The 22,822-nt window shown below is 43.1% G+C and carries 18 protein-coding genes, 1 tRNA gene and 1 pseudogene; 8 read left to right on the forward strand and 12 right to left on the reverse strand.

Features of this window, described 5'->3' with window-relative positions; translation table 11 throughout:
- Positions 1 to 6: 6 nt before the first annotated feature.
- The 4 genes and pseudogenes from H8S63_RS20350 to H8S63_RS12060 form a co-directional block, all read left to right on the forward strand.
- Positions 7 to 3,078: pseudogene (locus tag H8S63_RS20350) on the forward strand (glycoside hydrolase family 2 TIM barrel-domain containing protein); the annotation flags it as partial.
- A complete protein-coding gene (locus tag H8S63_RS20355; RefSeq protein WP_333558385.1) occupies positions 3,073 to 4,851 on the forward strand; it encodes an alpha-L-fucosidase in 1,779 nt (592 codons plus the stop codon). The pseudogene H8S63_RS20350 and the gene H8S63_RS20355, both read left to right, overlap by 6 nt.
- Before the next feature lie 30 nt (positions 4,852 to 4,881).
- On the forward strand, positions 4,882 to 6,432 hold the full coding sequence (locus tag H8S63_RS12055; protein ID WP_186926911.1) for a sulfatase-like hydrolase/transferase: 1,551 nt from the start codon (positions 4,882 to 4,884) through the stop codon (positions 6,430 to 6,432).
- 128 nt (positions 6,433 to 6,560) lie between these two features.
- Positions 6,561 to 7,736: a mechanosensitive ion channel family protein gene (locus H8S63_RS12060; RefSeq protein ID WP_186926912.1), complete on the forward strand. Its 1,176-nt coding sequence runs from the start codon at positions 6,561 to 6,563 to the stop codon at positions 7,734 to 7,736.
- A gap of 144 nt (positions 7,737 to 7,880) precedes the next feature.
- Here H8S63_RS12060 and H8S63_RS12065 read toward each other — a convergent pair whose 3' ends face one another.
- Positions 7,881 to 9,020 (reverse strand): endonuclease, encoded by a 1,140-nt coding sequence (locus tag H8S63_RS12065; protein ID WP_186926913.1) that lies wholly within the window; start codon positions 9,018 to 9,020, stop codon positions 7,881 to 7,883.
- Positions 9,001 to 10,461, reverse strand: coding sequence for an aminoacyl-histidine dipeptidase (locus H8S63_RS12070; RefSeq protein WP_186926914.1), 1,461 nt, complete (start codon positions 10,459 to 10,461; stop codon positions 9,001 to 9,003). The genes H8S63_RS12065 and H8S63_RS12070 overlap by 20 nt, the downstream gene beginning before the upstream one ends.
- A 134-nt stretch (positions 10,462 to 10,595) precedes the next feature.
- On the opposite strand from H8S63_RS12070, the gene H8S63_RS12075 reads away from it, so the two are divergent.
- The gene (locus tag H8S63_RS12075; protein WP_005678489.1) at positions 10,596 to 10,829 is read left to right on the forward strand and encodes a hypothetical protein; all 234 of its coding nucleotides are present in this window, start codon (positions 10,596 to 10,598) and stop codon (positions 10,827 to 10,829) included.
- Positions 10,830 to 10,856: 27 nt separating this feature from the next.
- Positions 10,857 to 11,459, forward strand: coding sequence for an OmpH family outer membrane protein (locus tag H8S63_RS12080; RefSeq protein WP_007756131.1), 603 nt, complete (start codon positions 10,857 to 10,859; stop codon positions 11,457 to 11,459).
- A gap of 94 nt (positions 11,460 to 11,553) precedes the next feature.
- On the opposite strand, the gene H8S63_RS12085 is transcribed toward H8S63_RS12080, so the two are convergent.
- The 6 genes from H8S63_RS12085 to H8S63_RS12110 are packed head-to-tail and all read right to left on the reverse strand — an operon-like array spanning position 11,554 to position 16,036.
- Positions 11,554 to 12,570, reverse strand: a complete 1,017-nt coding sequence (locus tag H8S63_RS12085) for an FAD:protein FMN transferase (protein WP_186926915.1) — start codon at positions 12,568 to 12,570, stop codon at positions 11,554 to 11,556.
- 32 nt (positions 12,571 to 12,602) lie between these two features.
- A complete protein-coding gene (locus H8S63_RS12090) occupies positions 12,603 to 13,184 on the reverse strand; it encodes a manganese efflux pump MntP family protein (protein ID WP_022275495.1) in 582 nt (193 codons plus the stop codon).
- A 6-nt stretch (positions 13,185 to 13,190) separates the two neighbouring features.
- A complete protein-coding gene (locus H8S63_RS12095; protein WP_186926916.1) occupies positions 13,191 to 13,988 on the reverse strand; it encodes a DUF6048 family protein in 798 nt (265 codons plus the stop codon).
- Positions 13,924 to 14,472, reverse strand: a complete 549-nt coding sequence (locus H8S63_RS12100) for a DUF6452 family protein (RefSeq protein ID WP_186926917.1) — start codon at positions 14,470 to 14,472, stop codon at positions 13,924 to 13,926. Before H8S63_RS12100 ends, H8S63_RS12095 begins: the two co-directional genes overlap by 65 nt.
- 20 nt (positions 14,473 to 14,492) lie before the next feature.
- Positions 14,493 to 15,443 (reverse strand): glycosyltransferase family 2 protein, encoded by a 951-nt coding sequence (locus H8S63_RS12105; protein ID WP_007758729.1) that lies wholly within the window; start codon positions 15,441 to 15,443, stop codon positions 14,493 to 14,495.
- 35 nt (positions 15,444 to 15,478) lie between these two features.
- Positions 15,479 to 16,036 carry a DUF4199 domain-containing protein gene (locus H8S63_RS12110; protein WP_055278979.1) on the reverse strand — a complete coding sequence of 186 codons (558 nt, stop codon included), beginning with the start codon at positions 16,034 to 16,036 and terminating at the stop codon, positions 15,479 to 15,481.
- 310 nt (positions 16,037 to 16,346) lie between these two features.
- Here H8S63_RS12110 and H8S63_RS12115 point away from each other — a divergent pair.
- Positions 16,347 to 16,420: transfer RNA gene (locus H8S63_RS12115), tRNA-Thr, on the forward strand.
- 422 nt (positions 16,421 to 16,842) lie between these two features.
- Here the strand turns inward: H8S63_RS12115 and eno are convergent.
- From eno to H8S63_RS20120, 4 genes are all read right to left on the reverse strand, one after another.
- Complete coding sequence (eno, locus tag H8S63_RS12120; protein WP_004316472.1) at positions 16,843 to 18,123, reverse strand: phosphopyruvate hydratase; 1,281 nt, start codon at positions 18,121 to 18,123, stop codon at positions 16,843 to 16,845.
- Positions 18,124 to 18,302: 179 nt separating this feature from the next.
- Entirely contained in the window at positions 18,303 to 18,965 is a 663-nt protein-coding gene (locus tag H8S63_RS12125) for a pentapeptide repeat-containing protein (protein ID WP_186926918.1), read from the reverse strand.
- 30 nt (positions 18,966 to 18,995) lie between these two features.
- A complete protein-coding gene (crcB, locus tag H8S63_RS12130; RefSeq protein WP_004302048.1) occupies positions 18,996 to 19,373 on the reverse strand; it encodes a fluoride efflux transporter CrcB in 378 nt (125 codons plus the stop codon).
- Positions 19,374 to 19,391: 18 nt separating this feature from the next.
- Positions 19,392 to 20,327, reverse strand: a complete 936-nt coding sequence (locus tag H8S63_RS20120) for a hypothetical protein (RefSeq protein WP_229102127.1) — start codon at positions 20,325 to 20,327, stop codon at positions 19,392 to 19,394.
- 268 nt (positions 20,328 to 20,595) lie between these two features.
- Between H8S63_RS20120 and H8S63_RS12145 the strand changes: the two genes are divergently transcribed.
- On the forward strand, positions 20,596 to 22,755 hold the full coding sequence (locus tag H8S63_RS12145) for a glycoside hydrolase family 97 protein (protein ID WP_186926919.1): 2,160 nt from the start codon (positions 20,596 to 20,598) through the stop codon (positions 22,753 to 22,755).
- Positions 22,756 to 22,822: the final 67 nt, after the last annotated feature.

Genomic DNA, 22,822 nt, shown 5'->3' on the forward strand with positions numbered 1-22,822 from the left:
ATAACCATGAAGAACCTGAAGAAACGAACTTTTTTACTCTTATTGGCAGGACTGACTGCTACTGTTTTTGCTTCGGCACAGAAACAGCCGTTGCCCGAATGGCAAAGCCAGTATGCTGTAGGACTGAATAAACTCACTCCTCACACTTATGTATGGCCTTATGCCAATGCTTCCGATATTGAGAAGCCGGGAGGCTATGAGCAATCTCCTTATTATATGTCTTTGAACGGGAAATGGAAGTTCCATTGGGTGAAGAACCCGGACAACCGTCCGAAAGACTTTTATCAACCTTCTTATTATACAGGAGGTTGGGCTGACATCAATGTGCCCGGAAATTGGGAACGGCAGGGATACGGAACAGCTATCTACGTCAATGAGACGTATGAGTTCGATGATAAGATGTTCAATTTCAAGAAGAATCCGCCGTTAGTGCCTCATGCCGAGAATGAAGTCGGTTCGTATCGCCGTACTTTCAAAGTGCCTGCCGATTGGAAAGGACGTAGGGTAGTACTTTGCTGCGAGGGGGTAATCTCTTTTTATTATGTATGGGTGAACGGTAAATTGCTCGGATATAATCAAGGTTCGAAAACTGCGGCTGAATGGGATATTACAGAGGTATTGACCGAAGGAGAGAACGTAGTAGCTTTGGAAGTCTACCGTTGGAGTTCGGGTGCTTATCTGGAATGTCAGGATATGTGGCGTTTGAGCGGTATCGAGCGGGATGTGTATCTTTACAGTACACCAAAACAATATATCGCCGACTACAAACTGAATGCCTCTTTGGATAAGGAAACGTACAAAGACGGACTTTTCGGACTTGAAGTGACGGTAGAAGGTCCGTCTTCTACGGCAAGCTCGATTGCTTATACACTAAAGGATACCTTCGGCAAAGCCGTTCTGAAGGATGTTATCAATATCAAATCCCGTGGATTGAGTAATTTTATAGCATTTGAAGAGAAGAAGATTCCTAATGTAAAACCGTGGAGTGCCGAATATCCTAATTTGTACACACTGGTGCTTGAGCTGAAAGACGCACAAGGGAAAGTAACCGAACTGACCGGTTGTGAAGTCGGTTTCCGTACTTCGGAAATCAAGAACGGGCGTTTTTGTATCAACGGTGTGCCGGTATTGGTAAAGGGGACTAACCGTCACGAACATTCCCAATTGGGACGTACCGTAAGTAAGGAACTGATGGAACTGGATATTAAGCTGATGAAAGAGCATAATATCAACCTGGTACGCAATTCTCATTATCCTACTCATCCTTATTGGTATCAGCTTTGCGACCGTTACGGATTGTATATGATTGATGAGGCTAACATCGAATCACATGGAATGGGCTACGGTCCTGCTTCTCTTGCTAAAGACAGCACTTGGCTGACTGCGCACATGGACCGTACACATCGTATGTACGAGCGTTCGAAGAATCATCCCGCTATTGTTATCTGGTCATTGGGCAATGAGGCCGGAAACGGTATCAACTTTGAACGTACATACGATTGGCTGAAATCGGTGGACAAGACTCGTCCTGTTCAATATGAACGTGCCGAACTGAATTACAATACGGATATTTATTGCCGTATGTACCGTAGTGTAGATGAGATAAAAGCGTATGTAGCGAAAAAGGATATTTATCGTCCCTTCATCCTTTGCGAATATTTGCACGCGATGGGTAACAGTTGTGGTGGATTGAAAGACTATTGGGATGTTTTTGAAAACGAACCAATGGCACAAGGCGGTAATGTTTGGGACTGGGTGGATCAGTCTTTCCGTGAAATAGACAAGAACGGCAAATGGTATTGGACGTATGGCGGTGATTACGGACCGGAAGGAATACCAAGCTTCGGCAACTTCTGCTGTAACGGTTTGGTGAATGCCGACCGTCAGCCACATCCTCATCTGCTCGAAGTGAAGAAAGTGTATCAGAATATAAAAGCAACTCTGCTGAGTCCGAAGAACATGAAACTTCGTATCAAGAACTGGTACGACTTCTCTAACCTGAACGAATATGAACTTCATTGGAATGTGACGGCTGATACTGGAGAGAAAATTGCAGAAGGTACGAAAGTATTAGACTGTGAACCACACGCTACCATAGACGTGTCGTTAGGAAATGTGATTCTGCCGAAGACAGTCCGTGAGGCTTATCTGAATATTAGTTGGACACGCAGGGAAGCTTCTCCGATGATAACCGAAGATTGGGAAGTGGCATACGATCAGTTTGTTATTGTCGGCAATAAGAATTATACGGGCTATCGTCCGCAAAAAGCGGGTGAGACGGCTTTCACGGTGGATAAAGAAACGGGAGCGCTTACTTCTCTTGCTTTGGATGGTAAGGAACTGTTGGCTACTCCGATCACTCTTAGTCTTTTCCGTCCGGCTACGGATAATGATAACCGTGACAAGAACGGAGCTCGCTTGTGGCGTAAAGCGGGATTGGATAATCTGACTCAAAAGGTGACCTCATTGAAAGAAGGGAAGAATACGACAACTGCGACTATCGAGCTTCTTAATGCAAAAGGTCAGAAAGTGGGAACTGCCGACTTTATCTATATGCTTGATAAGAACGGTGCATTAAAGATGCGTACTACTTTCCAACCGGATACAGCGATTGTCAAGTCTATGGCACGTCTGGGACTGACTTTCCGTGTGGCGGATACTTACGATCAAGTTTCTTATCTGGGACGTGGTGACAATGAAACGTATGCTGACCGTGTCCAGTCCGGTAAAATTGGCTTATATCAGACAACACCCGAACGGATGTTCCACTATTATGTCACTCCGCAATCTACCGGTAACCGTACAGATGTGCGTTGGACGAAATTCACCGATCGTTCCGGTGAAGGAATCTTTGTCGATTCAAATCGTCCTTTCCAGTTTAGCATAGTTCCTTTCTCGGATGTATTATTGGAGAAAGCCCGTCATATTAATGAGTTGGAACGTGACGGACTGGTGACTGTGCATTTGGATGCAGAGCAGGCTGGCGTAGGAACAGCTACTTGTGGTCCCGGAGTATTGCCTCAGTATTTGGTTCCGTTAAAAAAACAGAGTTTTGAATTCACTCTTTATCCGGTGAAGTCGGCAGGACAGGCGCAGAAAAAAGAGAATTATTATGTGAAACATCTTGAGTTTCCTCAAAATGCGACTTTGGAGCAAAAGGTAGATATGGCTGCGCGATTAATCCCTACTCCCCAGCAGTTGTCTTGGCAACAAATGGAGTTGACTGCTTTTCTCCATTTTGGTATCAATACCTTTACCGGACGTGAATGGGGAGATGGAAAAGAAGATCCGGCGCTGTTTAATCCATCCGAACTGAATGCGGAACAATGGGTTCGTACTCTTAAAGAAGCTGGTTTCAAGATGGTGCTGTTGACGGCAAAACATCATGATGGATTTTGTCTTTGGCCTACGGCTACCACCAAACATTCCGTAGCTTCTTCTCCTTGGAAAAAAGGACAAGGCGATGTAGTAAGGGAATTGCGTAAGGCTTGCGATAAATATGATATGAAGTTTGGCGTTTATCTTTCTCCCTGGGATCGTAACGCGGAATGTTATGGAGATTCTCCCCGATATAACGACTTCTTTATCCGCCAATTGACAGAGTTACTTACCAATTATGGGGAGGTACACGAAGTTTGGTTTGACGGAGCGAATGGGGAGGGACCGAACGGAAGGAAGCAGGTATATGACTGGGAAGCTTTCTATAAAACGATTCAGCGTCTGCAACCGAAGGCCGTGATGGCAATAATGGGCGATGATGTGCGTTGGGTTGGTAATGAAAAAGGTTTGGGACGTGAAACTGAATGGAGTGCGACGGTGCTTACTCCGGGCATTTACACCCGTTCGGAGGAGAATAACAAACGTTTGGGCGTATTCAGCAAAGCGAAAGATTTGGGAAGCCGTTCGATGTTGGCGGAGGCTACGGAACTTTTCTGGTATCCGTCGGAAGTGGATGTTTCTATTCGTCCGGGATGGTTCTATCATGCGGAAGAAGATACGAAAGTGAAGTCGTTGAAACATTTGTCGGATATCTATTTCCAATCGGTAGGATATAACTCAGTACTTTTATTGAATATCCCTCCTGACCGCAGAGGTCTGATTCACGAGGCCGATGTGAAGCGACTGAAAGATTTTGCTGCTTACCGGAAAAGAGTGTTTGCAGACAATCGTGTTGTGAAAGGTCGGAAAGAGTGGAATGCGGTTTCGGGAAGTGAGAAGATTTATTCTTTGAAATCGGAATCGGAAATCAATGTGGTAATGCTTCAGGAAGATATCGCTAAAGGACAACGGGTTGAATCCTTTGCCGTAGAGGTGTTGACCGAACAGGGATGGCAGGAAGTCGGACAGGGTACTACCGTAGGTTACAAACGTTTGCTGCGTTTTCCGGCAGTAAAGGCCAGTCAACTGAAAGTGAAAATCAATGAATGCCGGTTGACGGCTCATATCAGTCAGGTCGGCGCGTTCTATGCAACACCGTTGCAGGAAGATAATCAGACGGAAAGTTGGAATGACTTACCTCGTAAAGAATGGAAACAGGTGGCTGCTTCTCCGTTGACGATTGACTTGGGAAAGATGGTGCAGCTGTCAGCCTTTACATACGCTCCCTTGAAGGCGGAAGCAAAACCGACAATGGCTTTTCAGTATAAGTTCTATGTAAGTACGGATGGGAAGAGTTGGGCGGAGGTGCCGACCAATGGTGAGTTTAGCAATATCATGCACAATCCTCTGCCGCAAACGGTTACTTTCAACAAAGGCGTACAGGCGCGTTTCATCAAACTGGAGGCTACAACGCCTGCTGCCACCATTGCTAAAGTAGAAATGAATGAGATCGGAGTCACAGTAGCTCCTTAATACAGATAACCTATTATTTCAGAACATAAGATGAAAAAAGAATATTATTATGGTATATTGCCTTTGGCTTTAACCTCTTGTCTGGTTTCTCAGACATCTGCTCAGGAAAGACAGATAAACCGTCCGAATGTAGTCTTTATTTATGCCGATGACATAGGCTATGGTGATTTGAGTTGTAATGGAGCGAAGACGATTCACACTCCTAATGTAGAGCGTTTGGCAAAGATGGGAGTACGTTTTACAAATGCGCATAGTGCTGCCGCTACAAGTACGCCTTCCCGTTATGCTATGCTGACCGGTGAATACGCTTGGCGTAAGGAAGGAACGGGAATTGCAGACGGAGATGCCGCGTCTATCATTCGTCCGGAACGTTATACAATGGCGGATATGTTCAAAGAGGCAGGATATAGTACGGGGGTGGTAGGTAAATGGCATTTGGGACTTGGCGACAAGGGAGGTGAACAGGATTGGAACAAGCCTTTGAAACCGGGCACAAATGATATCGGGTTTGATTATTCATTTATCATGGCCGCTACCGGTGACCGTGTGCCGTGTGTTTTTGTGGAAAACGACCGGGTGATTAATCTTGATCCGAATGATCCGATTCAGGTAAGTTATAAAAAGAACTTTCCGGGTGAACCTACCGGGAAAGACAATCCGGAACTGCTGAAAATGCATCCTTCCCATGGTCACAATCAAAGTATTGTTAACGGTATCTCGCGTATCGGATACATGAAAGGTGGAAAATCCGCTCTTTGGCAAGATGATAAGATTGCGGAAACTTTAACCGGGAAAGCGATATCTTTTATTGAAGGACACAAGGATGCTCCCTTCTTTTTGTATTTCGCCACTCAGGATGCACATGTTCCTCGTGTGCCGTCTCCTCAGTTTGTAGGCAAAAGCGGTATGGGACCTCGTGGCGATTGTCTTCTTGAGTTTGACTGGTCGGTAGGACAAGTGCTGGATGCATTGGAACGCTTGGGACTGGATAAAAATACATTAGTGGTTTTGTCTAGTGATAACGGGCCGGTAGTGGATGACGGTTATAAGGATCAGGCGGTAGAATTACTGGGCGATCATAAACCCGGAGGTGTTTATCGTGGAGGAAAATACAGTGCTTACGAAGCCGGTACACGTGTGCCGTGTATTTGGAGCTGGCAGGGAGTGATTCGTCCCGGTATCGTTTCGGATGCGTTGCTTTGTCAGATAGACTGGTTTGCTACTTTTGCGCAAATGATGAATTTCCGTTTGCCGGAAGGGGCTGCTCCAGATAGTGAACCGTTACTGAATGCATGGACAGGTAAAGAAAAGAAAGGTCGGGAATGGCTGGTACTTCAGAATGCACAGAATAATCTGTCGGTGACGGATGGACGGTGGAAATACCTGCGTCCCGGAAAAGGTCCTGCATATAACAAAAATGTCAATATTGAATTGGGCAACAGCATGAAACCTCAACTTTATGATATAAAGAAAGATCCGGCTGAAAAGAATAACGTAGCAGAGAAGAATCCGAAAATAGTGACGAAAATGTCGGAACAATTGGAAAAGATAGTAGACGGCCGTTATGGCTTGCCTTTGTAAAAGAATGCTTAGAGAGTAGCAGTGTAGACCGGTGTCTTGATTCTTTATGAGTCGGATGCCGGTCTTTTTTTTTATTTTCTAAACCAAATGTATATCCAGACTGTTATTTCTTAAAAAAGACAGAAGTTATGCTCGTGGTAGATTTAGGAAAGTGGATGAATAAAATCCTGATAGATTGGGGGATAGACCCGGAAGTTGCCGACCGTTTTGATGAAACTATTATTGCTATATTGATGATAGCGATTGCTGTCGGCTTGAATTATCTCTGCCAGGCGATTCTCATAGGAGGAATGAAACAGTATACCCGGCTAAAGCCGCATAAATGGAATACACTGCTGATGAAGCGTAAAGTGTTCCATCATCTGATTCATACTGTTCCGGCTTTTCTTGTCTATGCTCTTTTGCCAATGGCATTTGTTCGTGGAAAAGAGTTATTGCTGATTTCACAGAAAGCGTGTACCATTTATATAATCTTTTCACTATTGTTGGCTATCAATGGTATCCTGCTGATGATTATGGATATTTACGATGGTAAAGAATCTATGAAGAACCGGCCTATGAAAGGATTTATTCAAGTCTTGCAGGTCGTTCTTTTCTTTGTGGGCGGAATTGTCATCATCGCTATTATTGTAAATAAATCTCCCGCCAGTCTGTTTGCAGGATTGGGAGCGTCGGCAGCTATCCTGATGTTGGTATTCAAGGATTCTATTTTGGGCTTTGTGGCGGGCATTCAGCTTTCTGCCAATGATATGGTACGTCCGGGCGACTGGATTACGCTACCTTCGGGGGAAGCCAATGGCACGGTGCAGGAAATTACGTTGAATACGGTTAAGATTCAGAATTTTGATAATACAATTTCTACGGTTCCGCCTTATACGTTAGTGAGCACGCCATTTCAGAATTGGCGGGGAATGACGGAGTCGGGAGGACGGAGGGTCATGAAGAACATTACCTTAGATCTGACTACTTTACAGTTCTGTACACCGGAAATGCTGGACCGTTACCGGAAGGAGATTCCCTTGATGGCAGACTATCAGCCGGAAGAAGGGACGGTTCCGACCAATTCCCAAGTATATAGGGTATATATTGAACGCTATTTGTGCAGCTTGCCTGTAGTGAACCAAGATTTGGATTTGATTATCAGCCAGAAAGAGGCTACGATATACGGAGTGCCTATTCAGGTTTACTTCTTTTCCCGAAATAAAATCTGGAAAGAGTACGAACGTATCCAATCGGATATCTTTGACCATTTGCTGGCAATGGTTCCCAAGTTTGACTTAAAGGTTTATCAGTATTCGGACTGAATGGAATACGTCACGTTAATGCCGTGGTCATGCCACGTTAGTGTCACGACTGTGCCACTCCGTTAGCACTGTTATGCCAATGCGATGTCACTATTGTGCCAACGTGGTGGCACTAAACTACTTCCTGTGGTTGTGTGAGCTTTGTCAGGGGAGTACTAGTTCGAAGTCTGTATAGATGGGAAGGTGGTCGCTGAACCCTCCTTGATATTTCATTCCTTTATAGGTGCGAAAAGGTTCTTTACCTCCATACTTTTTGTCGTCGGTCAACAAAAAAGGAAGTTGGCAGACTTTCGCTTTTTCCTCACGAGTGAAGAAATTACCGGAAGTGTTGAGCAATGTACCGGATACAATTAAATGGTCAAGCAATCCCCATTCCCCATGATATTTATATGAACCGAAGTTGGCAGTCTTTGCTTTTCGGGCAAGCAGATGATAGAGCTTTAACGGGGATAGGGATGGGGGTGAGGTAGCAGGATGGATTGCTATATCCAAACTATCGGAACGGATAGGAGGAGCTTCCGCTTCGAGTATTTTCCGAATTGATTTATTGTTGGGATAATCATTGAAGTCGCCCATGATGATGACTTGAGGATGGAGGCGGGTATGCAGGACGCTATCCACTTTTGTGCGTAAAATTTGAGCGGCATGGAGTCGATAAGGCTCGGATTCTTTTGCTCCGCCTGAGCGGCTTGGAAGATGGCAGACGAATACATCCAATGTATCTCCGGTCAGCAGCAGACCGTTGACGTGCAGCAAATTTCTTGTCGGGCGATGTTGCCTGAACACAGGAATGGAAATAGAGCGGGAGGATAAGAGTTTGAATAAATCCCGTTGGTAAATAAGAGCCACATCGATACCTCTCAGATCAGGAGAGTCAGTCATTACATAACGATAATCGAGCTCTTGCAAAGGCGAACGGCGGGTGAGGTCACGGAGTACTGTGTCGTTCTCTACTTCGCAGAGACCTATGAGTGCTGGAGGATTCCATTCACCGATAGCAGTGATGACACGTGCGATATCACTCAGTTTCTTTTTATATCTGTTGTAATTCCAATGGCGTATGGCATTGGGAAGAAACTCGTAATCGTTCTTCAGACTGTCATGGCGGGTATCGAACAGGTTTTCTGTATTCCAGCAGGCAACACGGAACTGGATATTTTCTTGTGCCGGTACGCTCCATGAACAGATAACAAACAAGAGTATGGTAACAGCTACTCTTGTTTCACTGTTACCATACTTTAGTTGTCGCAGACTTATCCGTCTTTTATTTTTTAGCAGGGACATGTACCAGAATATCCAACAAATGTTTCCAGAACTTCTCTACGGTAGGGATAAGCATCCGTTCGTCCGGAGAGTGTACTCCCGTCAATGTCGGTCCGAAGGAAATCATGTCCAGTGTGGGATATTTATCGAGGAACAGGCCACATTCGAGTCCTGCGTGAATTGCTTTCACTTTGGCTTCTACACCGAACAGGCGTTTGTAAGATTCGGCTGCTACTTCGAGAATGGGTGAATGCGGATTGGGCTTCCATCCCGGATAACCTTCACCGAAAGTGACTTCCGCTCCAGCCAGTCTGAACACGGCACGTACGGTATTTGCCATATCGTTGCGTGCGGACAATATAGAACTACGCTGGCTGGTTTCAATACGGATGATATGGTCGGGTTTCATCTTCACCGAAGCAAGGTTCGTGGATGTTTCTACCAGTCCCGGAATGTCCTGACTCATTGCATATACTCCGTGAGGAGCCGCATACAGTGCTTTCAACAGGCGGTCGGTGGTATCTTGGTCGATAGCTGTCTGGCGGGGAGTCTCTGATTCGAGAACCAATTTCAAATCCGGTTCTACAACTGACAGCTCATCTTCCATTTCACTGGCGAAGATGTTCAGTTCGGTGCGTACGTCATGTTTTGCATCTTCGGGAACTGCACAGATGGCATAAGCTTCACGAGGGATGGCATTGCGCAGATTTCCACCGTTGATTTCGCAAAGGTACAAATCGTGGTTGTTGGCCATGCGGGTAAGGAAACGGTTCAAAATTTTGTTGGCATTGCCTCGTCCCAGATGGATATCTCCTCCAGAGTGGCCTCCTTTCAGTCCTTTTACTTCTACTTTGAAGAAGAAATATCCGGCAGGTACTTCGATTTCTTTATACGTAAATTCTGCTACGGAGTCAATACCACCGGCACATCCGATAAAGATTTCCCCTTCATCCTCAGAGTCGAGATTCAAAAGGATATCTCCGCTCATAAAACCTTCTTTCAGGGCAAATGCTCCGGTCAGTCCGGTTTCTTCATCTACGGTGAACAGACATTCCAGCGGTCCGTGTTCTATGCTGTCATCGGCAAGGATAGCCAGCTCCGTAGCCACACCGATACCATTGTCAGCTCCGAGTGTAGTTCCTTTGGCTTTCAGCCATTCACCGTCTATTTCTGTTTCGATTGGATCGGTGAGGAAGTCGTGTTGAACATCATTGTTTTTCTCACATACCATGTCAATGTGCGATTGCAGTACTACAGTTTGCAGGTTTTCCTTTCCGGGAGTGGCAGGCTTTTTAATCAGTACGTTGCCCGCTTCGTCCACTTTGGTCTCAAGATTATGTTTAGCTCCGAACGCCTTTAGGTAGGCAATCATTTTCTCTTCCTTCTTCGAAGGGCGCGGTACTTGGCAGATTTCTTCAAAATACTTGAATACGCCGGCCGGCTTTAGGTCTTTTTTTTCCATGTTGTTTCTTTATTATAATAAGGAATAGAAGGGCGGTTTTAGCTTCTTCTATTGCTAAATATGGTTAATTTGATTGACTTATCTGAACTCATATCTCATTAAAGCCTATCTTTGCATTCACAAAATTAATAGAAATGGTTGAGACTATACTGATAACTTTGTTAATAGTTGCTATTTCCCTGGTTTTATTGGGGGTGAAAGTATTCTTTACGAAGGGCGGGAAGTTCCCGAATGGTCATGTGAGTGGGAATAAGGCGTTGCGTAAAAAGGGAATCGGGTGTGCTCAGTCTCAGGATCGTGAGGCACAGAAGAAACCGCGCTTTTCTATTGATGAGTTAGAAAAGGCCTTGAATGATAGTATGAATTAAATTTATTAAAAACAATACTTATTAATTATGAATAGAATGAACTACCTCATGAACGGTTTGGCTGCTCTTGCGTTTATCGTTTTATTTTCACAATGCGCTGGCAAAACTGATAATCAAACTGCTACAACTCCCGTTCAGGCAAATGCTGAATTGTCAGGAATGAAAATTGCTTATGTCGAAATAGACTCGCTGTTGGCCAAATACAATTTTTGTATTGACTTGAATGAGGCTATGGTGAAGAAAAGCGAGAATGTTCGTATGACATTGAATCAGAAAGCTAACTCCTTGAATAAGGAAAAGCAGGACTTCCAGAAGAAAGTGGAAAACAATGCTTTCCTATCACAAGATAGAGCACAGCAGGAATATAACCGTCTGGTAAAGTTGGAACAAGACTTGCAAGAGCTGAGCAATAAGCTTCAGAATGGCTTGATGGAAGAGAACAATAAGAATAGCTTGCAGTTCCGTGATTCTATCAACGCATTCCTGAAAGAATATAATAAGACTCACGGATATAGCTTGATTTTCAGCAACACCGGTTTCGATAATCTGCTTTATGCTGATAGCGCGTTTAATATTACAGAAGAAATCGTAAACGGATTGAATGCCCGATATTCACCGGTAAAGAAATAGATCATTTTTTTATTGCATATTTTAATTTTTTGCCTGTCCGGTACTATAAAGTCCGGATGGGTTTTTTGTGTGTGAAAACAAGGAAACGGAATGGTCAGGGAGCTTCCGTTATATATTGTTTCATGCCTTCTGTGTAATAAGTCTCGAACTTTCCTTTTTCTCCACTATATATAAAGTAAGCATCAATCTTGGGATGCGCTTTACAGAAAGCCTCCGCTTCTTCAAGCCCCATCACCATAAATGAGGTAGCCAAAGCGTCGGCTGTCATACAATCTTCCGCTATCACAGTAGCGGACAAAATGTTATGCTGCACAGGATAGCCCGTTCTCGGATCAATGGTATGGGCATATTTCTTTCCGTCTTTGTAATAGAAGTTGCGGTAGTTTCCGGAAGTAGCCATACCGAGATCGGTTACTTTGAGTACCGTCTGTATATCTTGTTTTACAGAGAGAGAATCATCGATAGGCTTGTTGATTCCGATACGCCAACGGTCGTTTTTAGGATTGAATCCTTTTACCACCACTTCGCCACCTATATCTATCATATAGTTCTTGATTCCTTTTCTATCCAATAGACGGGCGACTACATCCACTGAGTATCCCTTAGCTACAGCGCTACAACTCAACATAATACGCGGATCTTGTTTGATAATCTTTTCGTTCTCAAGTTTTACTTTGTCATATCCGGTGATTTGCAACAAACTATCTATCATTACGGAATCCGGGAAAGTGCCTTTCTTGAATCCGAATCCCCACGCATTGGCGAGCGGGGCTATCGTTATGTCAAAAGCTCCTTGGGTCTCGCGGGAGATCTCCATAGAACGGTTGAAGCATTTTTGGAAAAAAGTATCTGTCACTATTTCTTCGTTACGATTGACACGACTGATGACGGAACTGTCATTGAAGGGTGACAGTGACAAGTCGAATCGTTTTAACTCCGCTTCGATTTCCGGTTTTAAGTCACCGTCATATTGATAAGTGATATTGTAAACGGTTCCGAACACCAGACCGGTAATACTGTTGTAGTTTGCTTGTTGATTGTGTCTGGCCAATATCCAGATAGTTGCCAGAATTAGGAAAGCCAGCCAAAGGAAACTCTTTTTTGTCTTCATACATTCTTCTATTTAATAAGAAAACTCTTTTTTTATTGGAAAAATAGATGCTCAATTAATATTTTAATTCCGATAATTACCAGAATGATACCTCCCCATAACTCAGCTTTTAACTTCCGGGCAAGGCCGCAGCCACATTGAATGCCGAAAATAAGCCCGATTAATGACAGGACGAATGAAACAAATCCTATGATGAGGATAGGAGAAAGGATATCGCTGTAATCCTGAATACCTAAAAAGGCGAATGAAATACCGACTGCCAATGCGTCGATACTTGTTGCTACCGCCATGGTCAGTACTACCTTTAGGCTTGCCGGATTGAACAGTTGGCAACATTCTTCTTCTTTAAAGGATTCCCAAATCATTCGGCCTCCCAGAAAGGCAAGAATTCCGAAAGCGATCCAATGATCTATACTTTCTATAAGATGACTGAAGGTTTTTGCACACATCCATCCGATAAGTGGCATGATGGCTTGAAAAAGTCCGAAAGCAAAGGCCATGATTAGCATTGGTCTCCATCGGGTACGTTTCAAAATAATGCCGCTTGCAATGGATACGGCGAAACAATCCATCGCCAGACCTATTGCAAGCAACCAAATCTCTAGTCCTGTCATTGTATTCTAAAGAGGCAATTTATAGATGAGGGAATAGGTGATTCCCATATTATTTGATTTATATTTACCGTAACCCGGCACATACCACGGAGCGCCATACTCTCCGATAGAAGCTTTTGTCTTGTATTTCATGCGTACCGACCACCCCATATTAAAGTTCTTGTAAATACGTACTTTAACGCCTAAGACGATTTCCAACCATTGCACTGAGCCTTTCATGCCCAAATGGCTGAAAGGAACACTCCCTCCCCAATAATCGTCTTCTAAGTTGGGATTGCCTATTACATCTCCCCAAATAGGATCATTTGCCGGCAGGGTTGATACATCATATTTGAAAGAACTGAATGCATAACGAAGTCCGGCATATAAATAACTGTTTTTCTCTTTTTTCTTTGCCATCGTGTTGTAGTCTACGCCGATACGGAAAAAAGGGGCAGCTTTGCTTTTGTAGTGTATACCCGTTTCGCTCCAGGTGTCTGTTCCTCCCATGCCAAATTCAAAAGTAGGGATGAATTTGTTTTTAAGGTTGACACCAATGCTGACTTCTGAACTCATGAAGTCTCCTCCTAAGATTTTGCTTCCTATGCCGTATAAATCCACACCGATATACGTCCCGTTATAAAACGGAATCGTATCTATCTCGACAGTCTCTTTTTTCTTCAGGTCTCTTTTGGGTGTATGAGTAGGACGCTGCTGTTGTGCCAGTAACGGAAGACCGATACAAAAGAGTAGAAGCAGACTAATCAGGCGTAACCGGTGTGCGGTCGCGATAGTTAAAGAATATCTGTAAATTCTCAATTTCATTTGAATTGGCTTCTTTATTTCGTAATTCGATAGACGTTATTTTCTCCGTACTGTTTTTCCTGTTGCCGAATGCAGCACTGATGATGTTTTGTTTCATCATGTAACCGCATTCCATAGACTGAAAATAGGGAGTGTTCTCTTGTACGATATATACTGTATCTACATCCTCTGGATTGCGTACCGGATTATATTGGAAGATAAATACGGTGGAATCGCTGGTATAGCGCAACGGCAACATTACTGTATGTACATCTTTCTCATTGTTGAGAATAATGGAGTCTGTTCCCATTGCTCTGACTGTCAGCGAGTCGAGTGTGTCATTGAGTACGGCGTTATCATTATCCGGATCGTTGGTTTTGAACGTGCAATACATCATGGGACGTCCTGCCATAGAACAATCATTTTCGTCCGAACATGAACTGTGGATACCGATAGCGGCACCAACGATTATCAATAGGAGAAAGATACGAACTAAATTCTTCATAGTCAAGTATTGAATGTGAATCAAATTTTCTTTTCTATCTGGTAGTTATTCCGTTCCGGTGCGTTACGCGAAATTAATTCGCCAAGAAATCCGGCAAGGAATAATTGTGTACCTATAATCATTGCCGTAAGTGACAAATAAAAATAGGGAGAGTCGGTCACTAGTCTATATGGTAGATTGTTGTACATTGCGTATAGCTTACTACCACCTACAATGATAACGGAAATCATTCCGATGAGAAACATCAGCGATCCTAACAAGCCGAAAAAATGCATCGGTTTGATTCCGAATTTGGAAAGAAACCAGAGTGAGAGTAAATCCAGATAACCGTTCACGAAGCGGTTAAGTCCGAATTTGGTTGTACCGTATTTGCGGGCTTGATGATGCACCACTTTTTCACCGATTTTCTTGAATCCGGCGTTCTTTGCCAGATAAGGTATATAACGGTGCATCTCACCGTACACTTCAATATGTTTTACGACCTCTCTGCGATACGCTTTCAGTCCGCAGTTGAAGTCGTGTAGGTTTTTAATACCTGAAACTTTGCGTGCCGTTGCATTAAACAGTTTGGTGGGAAGTGTCTTTGACAGAGGATCATATCTTTTTTGTTTCCAGCCGGAAACCAAGTCGTAACCGTCTTCGGTTATCATCCGGTAGAGTTCAGGTATTTCGTCCGGACTGTCCTGTAAATCTGCGTCCATCGTTATAACCACGTCTCCCTGCGCTTCTGCGAATCCACAGTAAAGTGCGGGTGATTTGCCGTAGTTGCGACGGAACTTGATACCTCTTACATGCTCCGATTGGGATTTTAGCTTTTCTATCACTTCCCATGAACGGTCCGTACTTCCGTCATTAACGAAAATCACCTCAAATGAGAATCCGTTGGCTTGCATTACCCGTTCTATCCAAGCGTAGAGTTCGGGTAGTGACTCTTCTTCATTGAATAATGGGACTACAACTGATATATCCATTTCTTTAATTACTAGTTACGAATTACAAATTACAATCAACTCGGCTCATTGTTTCCGGGTTTCGCTTTTTTCATTACCATTAATCCGGTAGGGATGGCAAGGATACTTCCGAAAAATACGTCCGATGACAACATTTGCATGGTAATGTCGATAGCGCTGAGCGAGTTTATTTTATCTGCATCAAACATATCTTTCATAAGTTCTTTGTTTTCTTGTAAAGCGGGACTTTGCTCTATCGCCTGGTTCCAAAAATCAGCAAGGGCGTTGAAGATAAAGCCGTGATCTATAAACTGGAAGTATATGTAATGTGCTACGGCTACCAATAGGGAAGCGAACATATACATAAATATAGTGAAAAGAACAGCGTGTGAGAATTGTATAGCTCCTCCGCATACTTTGTCGCGATAGATTTTTACATAATAATAACCTATGATTGGCACGGCTAGCGTTAGAATAACATATAGCAATTGGAAAAAAGGTATAGCAAACATCAATGGAAGTAGTATGAATTTCAATATCCAATAAGCTCCCATATATGTGCCAAAATGCATGGCGTATTTCTGTAAATAGCTTCTGTTCTCTGTCATCTTCATTTATAAATTGCGCACAAAGGTACAAATAATATCGGTTGATAGAGGGAATATGGTTGTTAAAGTTAATAAAGCAATAAAAGTTGCTAGTAGAGATTTTTTTTGTACCTTTAATTGCTTGAAATGTAGTCTGTTAGTTGTTTTACTTGAAAAAAGTTGTTCGTAGCTATTGCAGAATCCGTAAAAATGCCTACCTTTGCAACCGCAAAACGGGTAAGTCCTATACGGCCAGCTCCCTTCGAATCCTCCAGGGCTTGATCGCAGCAAAGGTAGTTGGTTGTAGCGGCGCGATATAGATAGCTTACCCACCCCCGCCTCTTTAGCTCAGTTGGTCAGAGCACGTGATTTGTAATCTCGGGGTCGTTGGTTCGAATCCGACAAGAGGCTCGAAAAAGGATATATAACAAATCCAAGAAAAAAGCATTCAGGCAATTACCTGAATGCTTTTTTTATATTTTGGCTTGTTTCCGTACAGTTTTGATTCTTTTCACCACAGAGGACACGGAGGACACAGAGTTTATAATTATCTATGAACTAGAACTTTGAAACCTCTGTGTCCTCTGTGGTGAAATAGTTCATTTACGTACCAATATGAAAAATGACAACTGCATAGGGACTTGCAGTTAGGGTATTCTACTATTAATAGAATGTATTATGCTTGTTTTCATACAGTATTTGTATTATTGATTAAAATGGTATTGTTTAGATTATCAATGATTTAGTTGATTCTTTGTCTATTATAAAAACTTATATAAAAATCCCCGGGATATCTATCGTCCGGGGATTTTATTTAGATGTAAAGTCGAAATTTATTTGATTCTTTTGTATCCATACACAGCCAAATCACCCAATTCCTCTTCAATACGGAGTAACTGATTGTATTTAGCCATACGGTCGGAGCGGCTTAAAGAACCTGTCTTGATCTGCCCGCTGTTGGTAGCTACTGCGATATCAGCGATAGTAGCATCTTCTGTTTCACCCGAACGGTGAGAAGTAACAGTAGTGTATCCATGACGGTGAGCCATTTCGATAGCGTTCAGTGTTTCTGTCAGCGAACCGATTTGGTTTACTTTAATCAGGATAGAGTTGGCACAGCCTTTTTCGATACCCATTGCAAGGAAATCTACGTTGGTTACGAACAAGTCGTCACCTACCAGCTGGCAACGGTTGCCGATGCGTTCGGTCAGCTTTTTCCAGCCTTCCCAGTCGTTTTCGTTCATACCGTCTTCGATAGAGTCGATAGGGAATTTGTTGATTAGTTCTTCCAGGTAGTCAACTTGTTCTGCGGAAGTACGTTTCTTACCTTTTTCACCTTCAAACTTGGTATAATCGTAAATACCATCGTGGTAGAATTCGGAAGAAGCACAGTCCATACCGATCATAACGTCTTTGCCCGGTTCGTATCCTGCTGCTTTGATAGCGGCCAGAATAGAATTCAAAGCATCTTCCGTACCTTCGAGGTTAGGTGCGAAACCACCTTCATCACCTACAGCAGTGCTAAGACCACGGTCTTTCAAGACTTTCTTTAAAGCGTGGAATACTTCAGCACCCATGCGCAGACCTTCTCTGAAAGAAGGAGCACCTACGGGACGGATCATAAATTCCTGGAATGCGATCGGAGCATCGCTATGTGAACCACCGTTGATGATGTTCATCATCGGTACAGGCATCACATACGTATTTGTTCCACCGATATAGCGGTATAGAGGAAGATCCAGATAGTTGGCAGCAGCTTTAGCTACGGCAAGAGATACACCGAGAATAGCGTTAGCACCTAAATTCGATTTAGTCTTAGTGCCGTCCAATGCCAGCATTGCGTAGTCGATACCTCTCTGATTGAGTGAAGACATACCAATCAGTTTCGGAGCGATGATTTTATTTACATTATCAACCGCTTTTTGTACTCCTTTTCCACCATAGCGCTGTTTGTCACCATCGCGAAGTTCCAATGCTTCGTGTTCACCTGTGGAAGCACCTGACGGTACAGATGCACGTCCCATAATGCCGGATTCCAATACTACGTCAACTTCTACTGTGGGGTTACCTCTTGAATCGAGAATTTCTCGAGCTACAATTTTTTCAATTTTCATCGTTTCTATTGTTTTTGAATAAGATTTCTGCAAAAGTACGGACTTGACGGGGAGTGAGAAATCACTATAAATAGGTATTCTTTTTGTGCCTATTCCCTATATGTCGTTAGTCCGACCTTATACTATAACAACGGGACGATGTTTTTTGTTTGAGTGCGGCGGGGTGAATTTGCAGGATTTTAATCTTCGATAATAACCCCTAACAGTGGGAGCAAATCCATTGCTTGCAGGGAAGTGATGACAGCCCCTTTCAGATCGCTGATGTTAAGCGTGATTCCGCTGATACGGGAAGTGCGCAAATCTATTCCGCGAAGCGGAGCGTGTGAAAAATCGGCTTCTACGAGATCGCAACTCTCAAATGCGACGGATGAAAAACGGCAGTCGTTCAGACTTCCGTTGCGGAGCTGGCTGTGTGCAAAACGTACCTGGTTCATTTTACTCATAGCCAGATTGATATAACCTGCGTTGCAGTCATGCAGCAAGACGTGATTCATCGTTGTTCCCGATAGATTGGTACCCAATAGTTTGCAGGAAATGAATTCTACCCGGTAGAGCGAACTTTCAGCGAAAGAAATGTTGGATAAGTCGCAGTTCTCGAACCTGACATCGGTCAGCTGGGAGGAACGGAATTTACATTCGCTGAATGTCTGATGCTGAAAGGTGCAGTTTTTAAAACTTTTATAAGATTTGTCGATGCCTTCTTCTTTTCCTTTGCAGAATAAAAGATGGGAGACGGTTTCTTCTCTGTCGAGCCATTCCTGTAGGGTAGTAGTACTGACTTCCTGCTCTTCCATCATGGGAGGAACAACGCGGACGGGTTTGGTTGGGTTTCTTTTAATCATGTCGTAAAGGTAGGATTTATATTCGAATTATTAAATCTGTTTTCCCACATATCCACCGGCTAACGTTGCGGCTAATCCTATTCCTATACTTAATAATGTATATAGAACAAATGCTCCGTAAAATTCTCCTTTCAGCAGACCTACGCCGTCACTGGAGAAAGTAGAGAACGTTGTGAAACCTCCACATAAACCCGTTGTCAGAAACAAACGGAACTCGAACGGAAGGTGGAATCGCTCTGAAAGGGCATAGAACAGGCCGATGAGAAAACTGCCGAGAAGATTGACCGTGAAAGTGGCCCATGGAAAATGATAAGGGACGATTCGTTCGTGCATTAACAACTGGATGAAATAACGCAGTGCACTACCGGTTCCTCCACCGATAAAGATATAGATAACTTCTTTACTCATTTGATTGAAAGATTGATATTATTTGTAGACGGCTTCAAAATCCTTTTCGAATTGTTGGAAGCCTCCGGGATAAACAAGATTGATTTGTTCTGAAACGGTTGACGGATCATTTTTGTTTTGCAGAACGGATATGAACTTTTTGAATATCTCGCGGGGGACGCTCTCTATCCAGAAGGTGACAAGCGCGTGCGAAAGAATATAAGAGTATTGTTCGTCCGTCATTTGCTGCTTCATAAATTTGCCCTGGCTGCTATTTAAAAATGTAGGAAGGTTTACTTCTCCCAGCATATACATCGTCCGAACTCTCCCTTGTTCGTATTCGGTAAATGTGTGGCGGACTGCTTTTTTGTGAATGGTGCAATGTTTGAAGTACTCCGACAGTCCTTCATTAAGCCAGCTTGGAGGACGCTTGCCGAGAATCTGCGAAACGAAATGATGACTCAGTTCGTGATAGATGAGCAGCTGTTGCGGGTTGGTGGTTTTACAGGCTATTCCGCTGCGGGTGGCATAGATTGTATCACCTTGCTTGATGTGAAAATTCAAGGTCTTGAATGGTTCACGCGGATCGGTTTTCCAGGCTGTCTTTTGATTGTTCTTTACGGGTAAGGCATAAGGAGTCTGAATATTGAAATCTTTAGGAAATTTGCCCCGGTAGAACGTATAAGAAGAGGCACTTTTAAACGGATTGTCTACCTGTGCGTTCTTTTCTATTTTAAATATAGTGTTTTTTCCGTTACTTAAATTGTAGGAACGGTCGTTGGCACGATACAGATAATAGTCGCAATAGTCTTCATTGTAGTAATTGAGTTCGGTAGCTCCCTGAGCATCTTTTTCCCATTTTGACTCGATGATACCGTATGGACGTTCCAGCAGTTTACGTAAAGACTGCGCGGAAGTGTAGCTGGCGGACAATGTGAAAATCAATAGAGCGATCAATTTAAGGTGCTGTGCCATATTCTAAATAGTAAAGTGTTTATTGATATAGTTGGGATAATACGTTGCAAATATAGAAAGATTATGTAATATGCGTCTTTAATCCTTTTAATTTCTTCACCATAGACACTATATTTTTTCTAGCTTCTGGATTTGTTATCTGCTTTATATTTAAATGTTTATCCCGTTTCAACTTCTATATCCTTCTATATTTTCTTTATAAAGAAAAACACCTCTATTGTTTCCTGTCTATCTTTGCCATACGATTATTAACTAACTCATTTATATCATGAAGAACATGAAAATAGGAACTGCAATATGGGTCTGCCTGTTGCTCTCTTTTTTCTTCGGCACATCAGCAAAGGCCGAAAGTATCACTTCTCCTGACGGACAATTAAAGCTAAATTTCTCTGTTAACACGCAAGGAGAACCGGTGTATGAACTCTCTTATAAAGGAAAAGAGGTGATTAAACCTTCGAAACTGGGACTGGAATTGAAAAATGATCCCGGACTGATGAATGGATTCACTCTGGCCGATATTAAAACTTCTGCTTTTGATGAAACATGGGAACCGGTGTGGGGAGAGGTGAAATCAATCCGCAACCATTATAATGAGGTGGCTGTTACTTTGAATCAGAAGGCACAAGATCGCAATATCATTATCCGTTTCCGTCTTTATGATGATGGCTTGGGATTCCGGTATGAATTCCCATTGCAGAAGAATTTGAATTATTTTGTGATTAAGGAAGAACATTCCCAGTTTGCTATGGCGGGAGATCATAAGGCCTTTTGGATTCCCGGTGATTATGATACGCAGGAATACGATTATACCGAGTCCAGACTTTCTGAAATTCGTGGATTATTGCAAGGGGCGATTACTGGAAACGCTTCTCAAACCTCTTTCTCGCCAACAGGTGTGCAAACTTCTTTGCAGATGAAAACGGATGATGGCTTATATATCAACCTGCATGAAGCTGCTTTGGTTGATTATTCCTGTATGCATTTGAACCTTGATGATCGGAACCTGGTTTTTGAATCGTGGTTGACACCGGACTCACAAGGAGATAAAGGATATATGCAAGCACCTTGTCGTTCTCCTTGGCGCACGGTAATCGTGAGTGATGATGCGCGTGATATTCTGGCATCTAAGCTGACATTGAATCTGAACGATCCTTGTGCTTATGAAGATGTTTCTTGGATTAAACCGGTGAAATACATTGGTGTGTGGTGGGAAATGATTAGCGGAAAAAGTTCTTGGGCATATACGGACGATGTTTACTCTGTGAAATTGGGCGAAACAGATTATTCAAAAACAAAACCGAACGGACGCCATGCAGCGAATAACGATAATGTGAAACGGTACATTGACTTTGCTTCTGAACATGGATTTGATCAAGTATTGGTAGAAGGATGGAACGAAGGTTGGGAAGATTGGTTCGGCAAATCAAAAGATTATGTATTTGATTTCGTTACACCTTATCCTGATTTCGATTTGAAAATGCTGAATGCATATGCGAAGTCAAAAGGAGTAAAGCTGATGATGCATCACGAGACATCCGCTTCTGTTCGTAACTATGAACGTCATTTGGATGCGGCATATCAATTTATGGTAGATAACGGCTACAATGCTGTGAAGAGTGGATATGTCGGCAATATCATTCCTCGTGGCGAACATCATTACGGACAATGGATGAACGACCATTATCTATATGCAGTGAAGAAAGCGGCTGATTATAAGATTTGTGTGAATGCTCATGAGGCAGTCCGTCCTACCGGACTATGTCGTACTTATCCGAATCTGATCGGCAATGAGTCGGCACGTGGTACGGAGTATGAAGCATTTGCCGGTAATAAACCGTTTCATACCACTTTACTTCCTTTTACCCGTCTGATTGGCGGACCGATGGATTATACTCCGGGTATTTTTGATACCAAACTTTCTTTCTTGTCGGGCGATCATAGTTTTGTACGTACTACATTGGCTAAACAATTGGCTCTTTATGTAACGATGTACAGCCCTTTGCAGATGGCGGCTGATTTCCCTGAAAACTACGAACGTCACATGGATGCATTTCAATTTATCAAGGATGTAGCCGTTGATTGGGATGACAGTAAGTATCTGGAGGCAGAACCGGGAGATTACATCACCGTTGCACGTAAGGCGAAGGGTACTGATAGCTGGTTCGTAGGTGGTATCACTGATGAGAATCCTCGTACTTCTGCTTTTACACTTGATTTTCTCGAACCGGGAAAACAATATGTAGCGACATTGTATGCTGACGGAAAGGAAGCGGACTTTGAAAAGAATCCAACCTCTTATCAAATAAAGAAAGGTATAGTGACTGCTAAAACCCGGATTTCTGTCAAACTGGCCCGTAGCGGAGGATTTGCGTTGAGCTTGATTGAAGCAGCTCCGTCGGATAAGAAGATAATCAAGAAATGGAAATAAGATCTAGGCAAAGAGATTGTTCTCGGATTTCCCGCTTTTAATAAATATTAGTTGTTGCCCCGCAAGG

The sequence above is a fragment of the Bacteroides sp. NSJ-39 genome, assembly GCF_014287315.1.
GTDB classification, from domain to species: domain Bacteria; phylum Bacteroidota; class Bacteroidia; order Bacteroidales; family Bacteroidaceae; genus Bacteroides; species Bacteroides finegoldii.